Origin of the sequence: Xenorhabdus sp. PR6a, from assembly GCF_028599065.1 — a bacterium.
GTDB lineage: Bacteria > Pseudomonadota > Gammaproteobacteria > Enterobacterales > Enterobacteriaceae > Xenorhabdus > Xenorhabdus doucetiae.
On record NZ_JAQRFJ010000031.1, the window covers coordinates 14,493 to 26,345 of the forward strand.

Annotated in this window: 13 protein-coding genes; 10 read left to right on the plus strand and 3 right to left on the minus strand. The window is 40.5% G+C overall.

From position 1 onward, the window contains the following. The first annotated feature begins 61 nt into the window (after nucleotides 1–61). From PSI15_RS10065 to PSI15_RS10100, 8 genes are all read left to right on the plus strand, one after another. Complete coding sequence (locus PSI15_RS10065; protein WP_273583417.1) at nucleotides 62–505, plus strand: hypothetical protein; 444 nt, start codon at nucleotides 62–64, stop codon at nucleotides 503–505. 238 nt (nucleotides 506–743) lie between these two features. Beyond that, nucleotides 744–1,301, plus strand: a complete 558-nt coding sequence (locus PSI15_RS10070) for a hypothetical protein (RefSeq protein ID WP_273583418.1) — start codon at nucleotides 744–746, stop codon at nucleotides 1,299–1,301. A gap of 133 nt (nucleotides 1,302–1,434) precedes the next feature. Next, nucleotides 1,435–2,412 carry a regulator gene (locus PSI15_RS10075; protein ID WP_273583419.1) on the plus strand — a complete coding sequence of 326 codons (978 nt, stop codon included), beginning with the start codon at nucleotides 1,435–1,437 and terminating at the stop codon, nucleotides 2,410–2,412. A gap of 57 nt (nucleotides 2,413–2,469) precedes the next feature. Continuing rightward, nucleotides 2,470–3,414, plus strand: a complete 945-nt coding sequence (locus tag PSI15_RS10080) for a 5'-3' exonuclease family protein (protein ID WP_273583420.1) — start codon at nucleotides 2,470–2,472, stop codon at nucleotides 3,412–3,414. Beyond that, on the plus strand, nucleotides 3,411–3,677 hold the full coding sequence (locus tag PSI15_RS10085) for a hypothetical protein (protein ID WP_273583422.1): 267 nt from the start codon (nucleotides 3,411–3,413) through the stop codon (nucleotides 3,675–3,677). The genes PSI15_RS10080 and PSI15_RS10085 overlap by 4 nt, the downstream gene beginning before the upstream one ends. Nucleotides 3,678–3,679: 2 nt before the next feature. Further along, on the plus strand, nucleotides 3,680–4,768 hold the full coding sequence (locus tag PSI15_RS10090; RefSeq protein ID WP_273583423.1) for a recombinase RecA: 1,089 nt from the start codon (nucleotides 3,680–3,682) through the stop codon (nucleotides 4,766–4,768). A gap of 145 nt (nucleotides 4,769–4,913) precedes the next feature. Then, nucleotides 4,914–5,165 carry a helix-turn-helix domain-containing protein gene (locus tag PSI15_RS10095; protein ID WP_273583424.1) on the plus strand — a complete coding sequence of 84 codons (252 nt, stop codon included), beginning with the start codon at nucleotides 4,914–4,916 and terminating at the stop codon, nucleotides 5,163–5,165. A gap of 3 nt (nucleotides 5,166–5,168) precedes the next feature. Further along, complete coding sequence (locus PSI15_RS10100) at nucleotides 5,169–6,482, plus strand: type II toxin-antitoxin system HipA family toxin (protein WP_443256084.1); 1,314 nt, start codon at nucleotides 5,169–5,171, stop codon at nucleotides 6,480–6,482. A 944-nt stretch (nucleotides 6,483–7,426) separates the two neighbouring features. Here the strand turns inward: PSI15_RS10100 and PSI15_RS10105 are convergent. From PSI15_RS10105 to PSI15_RS10110, 3 genes are all read right to left on the minus strand, one after another. Next, entirely contained in the window at nucleotides 7,427–7,834 is a 408-nt protein-coding gene (locus PSI15_RS10105; RefSeq protein ID WP_273583425.1) for a type II toxin-antitoxin system HicB family antitoxin, read from the minus strand. Nucleotides 7,835–7,890: 56 nt separating this feature from the next. Further along, nucleotides 7,891–7,962 (minus strand): type II toxin-antitoxin system HicA family toxin, encoded by a 72-nt coding sequence (locus tag PSI15_RS18480; RefSeq protein ID WP_337928648.1) that lies wholly within the window; start codon nucleotides 7,960–7,962, stop codon nucleotides 7,891–7,893. 386 nt (nucleotides 7,963–8,348) lie between these two features. After that, entirely contained in the window at nucleotides 8,349–9,365 is a 1,017-nt protein-coding gene (locus PSI15_RS10110) for a RepB family plasmid replication initiator protein (protein WP_273583426.1), read from the minus strand. Between the two features lie 1,022 nt (nucleotides 9,366–10,387). Here PSI15_RS10110 and PSI15_RS10115 point away from each other — a divergent pair. After that, nucleotides 10,388–10,627, plus strand: coding sequence for a hypothetical protein (locus tag PSI15_RS10115; RefSeq protein ID WP_273583427.1), 240 nt, complete (start codon nucleotides 10,388–10,390; stop codon nucleotides 10,625–10,627). A gap of 130 nt (nucleotides 10,628–10,757) precedes the next feature. After that, complete coding sequence (locus tag PSI15_RS10120; protein WP_273583428.1) at nucleotides 10,758–11,843, plus strand: metallophosphoesterase family protein; 1,086 nt, start codon at nucleotides 10,758–10,760, stop codon at nucleotides 11,841–11,843. Nucleotides 11,844–11,853: the final 10 nt, after the last annotated feature.

Below are 11,853 nucleotides of genomic sequence, written 5' to 3' on the forward strand. Positions count from 1 at the left end.
GTATATTGCCTGTCTGAATGGTTTATTATTTATGTCTCAAGCAAGTAAAGAGAAAATAAAAATGGAACTGAAAAAAGTAGAACCGATTATCACAGACAAGATCCGCGAAAAGGCTAAATTGATGATCATGTCATCCATATTTGCCCCATTTATCAGCACAGCCACCAACTTAGAACTGGCAAGGGCAATAGCAATAGAATACGGTGACCGACCTAATCGTCGTTTACGTGATGTTGCCAAGGGCATCATTGGTAAATATCCGCTTGATGAGCTTAATTGTCTGCTAAAAGATCTCGCCACCAGCACCAATACAGATAAAGCCTACCTTAATATTTTGTCATACCGAGATTCATTCATTTCATCCGCTGAAAAGCGTATCGCCTTAATGAACGAATATATTGGTGGCGATCTTGATGAGCTTATGGAGCAAGGCGTTCCGGTTGAAGAGTTGACCCAAAAAGTTGCTGAGTTCAGAAAGGTTTTTGCACAAAGAAAAGCTGCGTAATGGATAAAATCACACTCAAACTAACGTATTTTAAACCGAACGACAAATTCTATGCGGATGGTGAGCTTAACGCCCGAAATATATGCCGTGGTTTCAGTGTATCGAGTTGGCCGAGTATGGCTTATCCAGCTATCTTCCCCAAGCCACTCCGTCACGTCGGCTCTTTATCAAATAACTTTGGCGAATAATAATAGGTATTTATTTACATAATAAAATGATTAAAAAATGGACTAACAGCATGAATGACACAAGCGCAAGTTTGAGAGAATTAATAATTGAGCAGGTTATATCTGACTTAGAAACCGATCTAGACGACCTTGATTCCATCTGGACTAATCAACCAAAACTAGTGATTAAATACACGGCAAAACAAGCCGAATCAGAAAGAATTTGCGCTGAGGAAAAAGGGCGTATTGAGGGGCTTGAGGCGGCTCTTTACAACGTGGTTAGAACAGCAAGAAATATGAACGGAACAAAGAGTTCAGAGACGGCTATTGAAGCAATGGTTAAACAGATAGAACGGCATTATTCGGGTTTTGACACAGAACTTAACCTCAAAAATTCGTTTATGGATGAATTGCCTGAAAAGGTTGCCGTGATAGCCAGAACGTTGGCTAAAGTGCGAAGCAATTACAATCATACAAAGGAAATGACGGATATCTACAAAGGTGCTGTTGACGCCCTACGCCATCGCCGTGACATGGTTGTGCAAGCTTCTAAGAAAGCAATCTTGGATTATGAAATTTTGAGCGCAGGTACGTTTGCCGGAAGAAATAACACCAACCTGAAAAAATAGCTTTCACGTATGTATTTACTGATCTATTATCTAATCGCTCAATAAACCAGAGCAACGAAACAGAAATTGTATTTGAACTTACTAAATAGACAAAACACAAAAACAGACAAACAAAACAAATTAAGGAACAGGTATGTCAACATCTTTATTAGAGCTTATTCGCGGTAAACGTAAAGAAATTGCAACTAAAAACGCGGGTCGTGGCATAGATACAGTTAAGCTACAAAACGGCGTTTCTTATCTCCGTGTTTTTCCAAACATGGCCGAGCCAAACAGTGTGTTCTACCACGCTTTCGGTATGCACTTTGTAAAAACAAACGAAGGTGGTAAAGCGAAAACAGTTGCCTCTATCTGTAAAAGTGCATCATACGGTGAGCCATGTGAATTATGCGAAGCACTGATGGAAGCGAAAGCGATCCATAAAGGCAACGAAAAAATGGAAGAATTGATCACCGATATTCGTTCCAGTCAGCGTTTCCTTGTTAACGGCGTCGTTACCACTTCACCGGAACTCGACTCCGCAGAAAAAGCTCAGTTAGTTGAACTGCCACAAACGGTATTTGACGATGTGCTGAAAGGCATTGAAGAACATCTGTCTGACGAAATCGGCAATCCTCTGTCTGCAACTGCGGGCTATGCGTTTAAAATTGAGCGTACCGGTGCTGGCCGTGATACCAAATACTCAGTATCTCCTAACCGTAAATCCAAATGCGAAATTCCTGCCAAGTTAACAAGCAGTGTAATCAGTTTAGAAAACTTTGTCGCAAGTCAAGGTGACGTAAACAAAATCGCTATCGCGGGTAAAGCAATTGGCGCACTAACCGGTGTTGCTGTTTCAGTTTCTTCCACAATGGCACTATCTGCAACCGGCACTACTGGGGCGGCTTTACCGGGCTTTTCCGCTCCTGCATCTGACGATGCTCCTTTCAATACTGTCTCAACAAACGCCGCTAAAGAGGCTGCGGCTGCGGCATCTGATGCAGAGTTTACTGGTGTTGATAGTGCAAAAGCATCTGCGGCAGCAAGTGAAGTCCCTATTGCTGAACCAATCGGTGATTCTCTGGATGCCAACGAACTTGAAAAGATGATGAAAGAGCTGGAAGGCATTTAATCGTAATTTTGGTTGTGAAACAGGGCGCATTCGTGCGCCCTTATCATTGGGGGGAATATGAACCTGTTATTAGTTGATGCACACAGCCAAGGTTACTACCACCAGCAATCAGCGGCTACGCTGAAAGTCGGTGACATGGAAACTCAGGCTATCTACAACACACTCCGCTCTGTTAAACGTCTCGCTTCTATCCAAAAAGCCCGTGTCGTTATTCTTTGGGATGGTAAGACCGTCAAGCGCAACGCAATTTATGCAGATTACAAGAAGCGTGAACCAAACCCTGACATGGAAGCCATGAAAGAGAAATTTAAGCTCCAGCGCCCGTATATCCAAAAGGCATTCTCTTATCTCGGCGTCGAACAGTTTATTGCCGAAGACGGCGAAGCGGATGATTTGGCCGGCTTATTGGTCAGTACGGAAAAAGACAAATACGAGCATATCTATTTGCTTTCTGGTGACGGGGATTACAAGCAATTGGTTGATGAAAATGTGTCATTTATCAATCAGCGCAACGATTCCATTTTGCGCCTCGATAAATTCTTTGAAGACACGGGTTATCACACACCACTGGCATTTATCCAAGGCAAAGCACTTCAAGGCGATACGTCCGATACGATCCCCGGAGTTGGTGGAATTGGCGAGAAAGGCGCAAAAGAATTCTTGGCTGAATATGGCTCAGTTGCAGAAATCCGTCGTGTCGTTCTGTCAGGTGAAGAACTGATGAAAAGCCGTTCGTGTAAAGCGTTCGAGAAGCTGTCACGCAACGAGTTTAACGAAAAGCAGGGTATGGGGATGATAGATATCTTCAAACGCAACCTGCAATTGATGATGTTGCGTGGTTGTCCGTTAAAACCAGACACAATAACCCCTATTCCGATGGAATACGATCCTGAAAAGTTACGGCAGTTAATGTTAGAGCTGAACTTCCAGACAATTTTAGAAGATTTAGAGGTGTTTCTGACTCCATTTGAACGATACGGACTGAAAGGAGTTTCCGCATGATCACATCTTTAATTAATAAGGGTGTAACAGTCACCCCTACCGATTTAGCGAAAGAACTTGTTTCTATGTACGGTCGTAGTGGATTAGGTCGTGTCCGCACCATCCTTTCCCAGAATGAAATAAAGGTTACTGAGCGGGAATTAGCCTTAGTCCACAGCCATTGTATGACCATGTATAACCGTATTTGCAGAAAGCTGAATCAGAATTGTTTCGAGCCTGAGCAACTGGCAACTATTTACCCGTTAGAGAAAGCGAGTGCCTAACCATGTCAGCAGATAAAATGAAGAAATTTTTTAAAAGCAAAGTTAAATTCAATGCAAAGCAACAGCATGTCGAGGTCTGGCTTGATACTGGTTTACCACATCTGAATAAAGCAATCTCAGGTAAGTACAATGGCGGCTTCCCATGCGGTCGTATTGTGGAAATTTTTGGATGGGAGTCTTCAGGCAAAACATACATTGCTACTCAGGCTATGATTTCAGGTCAAAAAGCCGGTGGCATTTCAATGTTTATGGATCATGAAAAAAGTTTCGACTCACTCCTAGCCGAAAAATGTGGTTTGAATGTTGGTGAAGACGGAAACTGGATTTACCAACAACCTGAGACGTTTGAAGAATCTCTCGAATACGCCTCGTATATTGTAAAAGAGATCCGCGACGGGAAGATTATTCCGCCAACAGCGCCTATTGTCCTTGTTTTCGATTCTTTGGCAACAATGGTGCCGAAGCAAATTTTCGAGAAGTTCGCCAATAAAGCCAGTGGCAAAGCGACAAAGAAAGATGATCTGAATATGAATGATAATACGGCGCTGGCACGTTGTACGTCTTCCCACTTCCCTGCTCTGAGTCAGTGGGCGAGTAAATACAATGTATGTATGATTTTCCTCAACCAGTGCCGTCAAGATCTGAGCGTTACATTTGGCGACAACACCAAAGCACCAGGCGGTAAAGCGCCGGGATTCGCCGCTTCTGTTCGCGTCCAGTTAAGCAAATCCCAGATAAAAGAAGGTACGGAGCGAGTCGGTGACGTTGTAACTGCTAAAATTATTAAAAACAAGGTAGCTCCACCATTTAAAACTGCATCGTGGAGTTTCTACTACAACACAGAGATCGGTATCGACGCTACCGAGTCTTTAGTCGATCACATGCTGGCAGTGGGTTATCTGAAAAAGAATGATTCCGGTCGTATTCTTTTGGGTGAAAAAGCTTATTCACGAAAAGAAGTTGTCGAAAACTTCAAAAAGCTGCCTACTGAGAAAATCATTGAGCTACTTGAAAAGTGGCATACTGAAAATGCTGAAATTGCGGATGCTGCAATGGATGGAGGTGAGCCGGAAGATTACGAAGAAGAATGATACATATATCAACAAGGGCGAGTTATGCGCCCTTTTTTACTTATCTATTTTTATATCACTACATTGAAATTATACTCTATAACGGATAAACTGTCATTATCCCCTATAAGGGATAATATTGATTTAGCCTTTAGGAGGAATATTTATGAAGATAACATCACCTAAAACACTAGCGGTGGCAATTCGAGATAAACGCAAGAAAATACAGATGACTCAACAGAAGACTGCCGATCTTATTGGAATGAAACAAAGTACAGTATCAGCTTTCGAAAATACCCCAGAAAAAAGCAAGTTGGAAACTTTATTCAAATTGCTGTCAGCATTGGATCTAGAGCTAGTTATCACTGAACGAAACCCAAATAAATGCGCTAATAGTGGTTGGTCTGAGGAGTGGTGATAAATGAAAATCCAGCACTTAATTGTTGCAATGAACGGTACAGAAGTCGGAGTTTTATTTCGTAATGCTAGTGGAGCTATGTCTTATCAATACAAACAGTCATGGATTGATACCGTTGGTGCACGCGCCATCTCTCTCTCCTTACCTCTGACTCCCCATAAATATACTGGGCGTGAAGTATTCAATTTTTTCAGTAATTTGTTACCAGATTCAAATATTATACTTGCACGTATGCAGGCCAAATTTAAAGTAGATACTGCCCACCCGTTCGATCTGTTGGCTAATGTGGGACGAGATTGCGTTGGCGCAATTCAACTTTACCCAGAAGGTTCAAATGTTACTTCTGTAAGAGAAATACATTCAGAGCCTCTTAGCGAAGGAGATATAATTCAGCTACTTGATAATTACCAGACCACTCCGCTTGGAATGAACAATGATACTGATTTCAGGATTTCTTTAGCTGGCGCACAAGAGAAAACCGCACTGTTATGGCATCAGAAACATTGGCAGCGCCCTATTGGCAGTACACCAACTAGTCATATATTTAAACTACCAATAGGCAGAATAGAACAAAATAATATCGACCTAAGCGAAAGCTGCGAGAACGAATGGTTATGTCTCAAAATAGCCAAAGCATTTGGTTTTCCAGTAGCAAATGCTGAATTAGCAACATTTGGTGATAAACGAATATTGATCGTGCAAAGGTTCGATCGACGATGGTCTAATGACGGCTCTTGGTTAATGCGTCTACCACAGGAAGATATGTGTCAGGCTCTGGGGATATCTCCCGCACAAAAATATGAATCAGATGGAGGGCCGGGTATTTCAGAGATAATGAAATTGCTTATCAACTCTCGGCAATCAACACTGGATCGGACAACATTCTTTCGAGCACAAATTTTATTTTGGCTGTTAGCTGCCATAGATGGTCATGCCAAAAATTTCAGTGTATTTATTGAACCTGAATCATCTTTTACTATGACGCCATTGTACGATATCTTATCAGCCTACCCTCTGTTTCATGCTAGAGGAATTCCTCAGCAAAAAGCTAAAATGGCAATGGCATTACAAGGGAAGAATCGTCAATACAATTGGGCAAAAATTTTACCACGCCATTTTCTGAGTACCGCTAACCGTGTCGGGATATCTCCAGCACTGGCTACAAAATTAGTAACGGAGATGGGACAACAGGCATCTGACATTATCCAAAATGTCGCTACACAACTACCGGATAACTTCCCTTCACATATCAGTGATTCCATATTTGAAGGAATTACGAAACAAGCCAGTAAGCTCTGCAAAGTAACACTTGGGTAGTTTGAGAAATACCATGCTGTATTTCTCAACTATTAATCATACCAATGTTCTTATCTATGCATATTTAACAATATATCTAATTAATTTTAAAGGCATTATTTTAGTTCTTTTTATTTTGGCAAAATATTATCATTAACTAAACAATATAATTATCTTAATTATATAAATTACAAATTGTAACAGACAACATAATTAACTTATATGTTTACTCGCAACAAACAAAACAATATAATAAGTATTCAAATACCTATAAAAAGATATTATGAATAATTTAATTATTGTACTGGTTCTGCTTTACATTGGCGGAGCCGGTTTAATGCTTGAATCTCTGTTGCGGCGTAATAAACAACATCCATTTTTAAAATGCTGGTTGTGGATGTTCTGTTGTTGGCCCCACATCAAATCAGAAGTTGCCAGATTGACAATTACCGATACGAATGCGGTGAAAGTCAGATACAAAATTCCACCACTCTGACGGAGAGGGAAATACTAGGCTGTTGATGCAGGATACATACAATCAGAATACCGATATAGCGGATAGAATAGAAAATGGTGTGAAGCTACAATTCAACCCGCATCACACTGGATATAGGGTCTTTTTGATACCTGAGTTCTAACAATCTTTAGCTGCGGTAATAAAGCGCCATGATTATTACTCATCTATTGCCTTTATCATTGCTTCCGCAAAAACCATAAGCATAAACAGTTTATTCCTTGTTCTAGGGAATTCCTCAAATCTACTTAAGGTAACAGAGTATTTTCATATTAGCGGTTAAATATTTCTCAATAATCACTATCTATAGTAGTCATTATTCTGATTTTTAAGGCAATAATCGTTATATCATCTATCCTTCAACTTGCCTTTACATAACCTTCCCAAGTAATAACAGAAAAACCCGCACAAATGGCGGGTTTTTCTGATTTTGCAAAGAGGATACTTGTAGTTACGCATGTTTCGCCAGTTCACGCCTAGCCAATTCTGCAAAGAATCCGCTACGGCTGTGGTACTCACGATGTGAGTTCACATAGTCATCAATTCTCACCAACAGAAATTGTGGCAAGGTAATGTTTAATTTGGTTGTTCTACCTTCGTATTTAGTCAAATCAATATCAACGTAAGCCCAAATTCCACCGTTGCAATCTTCATCATTAAGATGATCAGCTACAGTTTTTGCCTCTACAGGTGTATGACCGTTCTCACTCATATACTCAAAATAAGTATCTAAGGCATTTGTAGCATCAGAAATTGCATCATCTATAGTATCGCCAGCGAAATAACAACCAATTACGTCTGGTACGAAGCCGGAAAATGAACCGTCATCAGCCTGATGTAAATAGATTGGGTATCTCATAGTTACCTCATTTTTAGTCGGAATAAGCGACCACTGACGGCCGCTTAACATCATAATTATTTCAGATTTGCTTGTTTTAGTAATTTGTTTAGCGTTCCTACCGCAATATCTTTACGCGGGTGGGGAATTACTAACGGTGTGGGTTCTCCTCATTTGCAAAATTCAAAGTAATTTTACTTCCATTCATACCCACAGCCACCATCAACACCAATTCATGATGATCAATAAAAATACATAGATCATCATCGCAATGATGTAGAATGAAAGTGAGTAATGATGAGAACATATGCACTGACGACCACTATAAAGAGTGACTTAGCAATTTCGCCGTAAACCCTCGCCCGATAGGGCGGTGAGAAGTCACCGCATCCACGATCGACTTGTTATAGATACAAATGAATTTATCGTTACATTGCCACAACATAAACCAGTAAGATGAAACGACCACTATAGTGAGTTGATTCCTCATTATAGTGGTCTTCTGTTTTTACTCTCTATAGCGGTCGTTAATTTGCTATTTATTTGATTTTCTGATTTTTTCTAACAATTCAAGTTCTTCCCTTGTCAATTCAGCCAAAATAGTATCATCGCTCTCTATAGTGGTCTTACATCCTTTAGTGGTCTTTGCTTTCTTAACTGTTTTAATCGGCTTGTTTTTCTTGAGCTTAGGAGTCCGTTCGTGGATTAGGAAGTAAACTGAATTACCTTTTTTAGTCTCTGTGCAATCTAGATAGCCAATCTCTTTTAATTGCTCTAATGCTCGTCTGACAGTAGCGTTCTGAGTATTGGGGCGAGATTTAAGATTTAACCGTGCCCTAAGCCTCGCCATTGATACGGGGGCTGGACTGGTGGGCAAACTCTCTATGAACGTATAAAGTGCCTGAGCGCTTTCCTTGCGCGCTAATTCGTTAATTGCCCGTAATTGCAGTAATACCTTATGGTCAAACTGATACAGCTCAAATATCTTCGGGTCAGCCTGAATTGTCACCGTATCCTCTTTCATATCATAGTAAGCTGACTGAACGAGGTGAGTATGATAAGACTTTGAATCATTAGTAAAAGAGAGTGTCGTAGAGACTATTCGCCGGAGTGATTCATCCAAACGTTCTCTCAGGCGTTTTGATGATCTGGCAGACGGAATACCACAGAGTTTTACAAAATCGACAAATTTAAGGGTGACTTTATCGCCTATCACTTTATGTTTTGCAAACGAGTGTATGATCCCGACCCATGTTTTAAAGTCATTGTCCATATCAAGCCGTTCTCCGGTTATCTTGATATTGTTATATCCCTCTGATTTTGCAAGAGAAAGTTGTTTCAATTCCTCAGTTGCATCCATTGACGACATGAGATTTCGTTTGCTTCGGTTCGTGGATTTCAAAGTAGGGACAAACAATCCTAGTCGCATCAATGCGACAGGCTGAACGGTATTGTTAGTGTTCGGTGTCAGTGTAATTATCTCACCGGTTTCTTTGTTTACTTCTGTTAATGCAGAAGCTAGAACGACATTAGCTATTGAATTTTCAGACACAAATTACCTCCCACACCCTGAGTAGAACACTATCTATAGTGGTTTATTATTGCTATCTATAGTAGTCGTGTCATTAATGTTTATAGTGGTTTATTTACTCTTTATAGTGGTCGGGTTACTCTTTATAGTGGTCATCAATTAGCTAAACCTATTGATATTTATACGTAATCAGCAACGAGGATCTTTGGGAACTAATCGGAGCTATTATTGGATCTATCTTGTGGATATCTGAATAACTCGCTAGTGAATAAAAATATGGAGCCTCTCCCTATAGTGGTCACATTTGCTCTTTTAAGCCGTCATTTTGCTGACTACAGTAGTCATTCTCACTCTCCTTAGAGGTCTATTTCCTCTCTATAGTAGTCGTTGATACCGCTTAAGACCTTGTGCCACAACCCCTACGGAGATCGGGGATCTTTATTGATCTTTATAATGATCTATTTGGAACTTATTATTGGATCGGTCGTGTGAATAACATTCATAAAATCCCGTCGTATCCCAATTTAACCTTTAACTCATTGGCAGATAATGCAAATCAAAAAAAAATACCTAAGGAAGACTAAAACTAGGCAAATAGACACAAGCCATTTCTTTTCAGCTATGATCGCTTTGGTAAAATATAAATAAGGCAAATCATGACTGACTCTCAACAAAAAAATAAACGTGTAAGACGATTGGAAAAAGGCGTCTACACTATAGAGCCTAAATCAGTACGATCCCGAAATGACCACTTGTGTCAGGTATGTTCTATCATTTCAAATTGTCCTATCCAACGCGCTTTATCGTTCACAGAAGGTCATGCTGAGGCAGTTATCAGAACATGTGCCAGATTTGTGCCCTCAATCCCCTTTTGCTCCCCATACGTTGGTCTTCACTTCTCAACATTTAATACATTAAGAGCGGGTACAACGTGGCAGGAACGATTGGTAAAAGGGAAAGTTGTAGCTCTTACAGATTCAAAATCTGGCGATATCATTCGATTTGGCAAAGTGAAAAACGTTATCTCAGGTGGAATCGATAAGATGCTGGAAGTACACGCTCAATTTAACCACATTGCTATGGCCGGAAAAGGCGTTGATGAAGTCGAAAGAGTGATCCGTAAGTCTTATGGACACTTCTTAAAGCCAGATTCCAAGCTGACCGCAATCTATATTGAGAACGTCTCGCATGAACTCATCGATAAAATTGATAAGAAGCTCGGTGATACACCGGAAGATGTTGAAAGCAACGTAATTAATCTTTCATGGCATAGGAACCTGTAAGCCAGAATATACACTAAAAAGGCACTCAATATACTGATTGCCTTATATTTTTACTTTCTCGCCTTTTTTATTCTGATACCATTTAAATGATAATACGTATTTATTTACATACTAAAAGGTAAAAGAAAAAATGAAGAAAGCGTTGTACGGCTTAATATCTGATACGCACTACCATGTATGGGATGCCTTTGCTTCAACCGCTCATGATGGTATGAATTCTCGATTAAAAATACAGTTAGATGCCACGAGAGAAGCTGTAATCTCCGCTAAAGAAGCTGGTGCAAAGGCTCTGTTTCATGGTGGTGACGTATTTCATGTTCGTGGTTCAATTGCCCCAACCGTCCTGCACTTCACGTCTGAGTTGTATGATTGGATCATAAATACGCTCGGTTTAGATGTTTATATCCTCGCTGGCAACCACGACTTAGAAACCAATGATTCTGTATTCTCAGCCAACGCCTCAGCATCATTTGCTAAAATTGGCGCAAAGATTGTGTGCTCTAAGACATCTCAAACGTTCGATATCGATGGTGTTAAAGTTCACATGATTAGCTGGTACAACGATCACAAAGAACTTTTAAACACCGTTAAAGAGTTGGCAAAAACACTCGATTCCACTGTCCCAAATGACCTGATAATCCATACCTCAATCAACAAAGCGATACCAGGTATGCCCGATGTTGGAATGGAAGCTGAAGAATTTGAGGGGTTGGGTTTCCGCTATGTTCTTTCCGGCCATTATCACAACCACAAAGAGGTCATTCCCGGTGTTATCTCTATAGGCGCATTGACGCATCAAAATTGGGGCGACATTGGCACTACAGCAGGTTATATGTTGATTAACGCTGACGGATCATATTCACAATACTCAACACAAGCCCCTATTTTCCTCGAACTAGACGGAGATATGGAAGAATCGGCAATCAAAGGGAATTACGTTCGCATCCGCGCTGTAATCAAAGACGACGAAGAGGGTAAAAAAATTGAAAAAATGGTGAAATTACTCGGTGCAAGCGGTGTAACGAGAAACTTTACTATGGAATCGGCTCTGGTTGGAGCGACGACAGCAACAGCGGGTACAGCCAAAATTGACAGCTTGAAAGAATCGGTTGGCAACTATTGCATTCTAATGGGAAAAAGCGACACCTCGATTGATGTAACCAAACTGACAGCGATTTGTGACGATGTGTTATCCCAAGCAGAGGGCAAAGAATAATGAAATTTAT

What these genes read in the sequence shown, in the direction of transcription:
- PSI15_RS10065 (WP_273583417.1), top strand. Translation starts at nt 62, where the DNA reads ATGGAACTGAAAAAAGTAGAACCGATTATCACAGACAAGATCCGCGAA.
- PSI15_RS10070 (WP_273583418.1), top strand. Translation starts at nt 744, where the DNA reads ATGAATGACACAAGCGCAAGTTTGAGAGAATTAATAATTGAGCAGGTT.
- PSI15_RS10075 (WP_273583419.1), top strand. Translation starts at nt 1,435, where the DNA reads ATGTCAACATCTTTATTAGAGCTTATTCGCGGTAAACGTAAAGAAATT.
- PSI15_RS10080 (WP_273583420.1), top strand. Translation starts at nt 2,470, where the DNA reads ATGAACCTGTTATTAGTTGATGCACACAGCCAAGGTTACTACCACCAG.
- PSI15_RS10085 (WP_273583422.1), top strand. Translation starts at nt 3,411, where the DNA reads ATGATCACATCTTTAATTAATAAGGGTGTAACAGTCACCCCTACCGAT.
- PSI15_RS10090 (WP_273583423.1), top strand. Translation starts at nt 3,680, where the DNA reads ATGTCAGCAGATAAAATGAAGAAATTTTTTAAAAGCAAAGTTAAATTC.
- PSI15_RS10095 (WP_273583424.1), top strand. Translation starts at nt 4,914, where the DNA reads ATGAAGATAACATCACCTAAAACACTAGCGGTGGCAATTCGAGATAAA.
- PSI15_RS10100 (WP_443256084.1), top strand. Translation starts at nt 5,169, where the DNA reads ATGAAAATCCAGCACTTAATTGTTGCAATGAACGGTACAGAAGTCGGA.
- PSI15_RS10105 (WP_273583425.1), bottom strand. Translation starts at nt 7,834, where the DNA reads ATGAGATACCCAATCTATTTACATCAGGCTGATGACGGTTCATTTTCC.
- PSI15_RS10115 (WP_273583427.1), top strand. Translation starts at nt 10,388, where the DNA reads ATGCTGGAAGTACACGCTCAATTTAACCACATTGCTATGGCCGGAAAA.
- PSI15_RS10120 (WP_273583428.1), top strand. Translation starts at nt 10,758, where the DNA reads ATGAAGAAAGCGTTGTACGGCTTAATATCTGATACGCACTACCATGTA.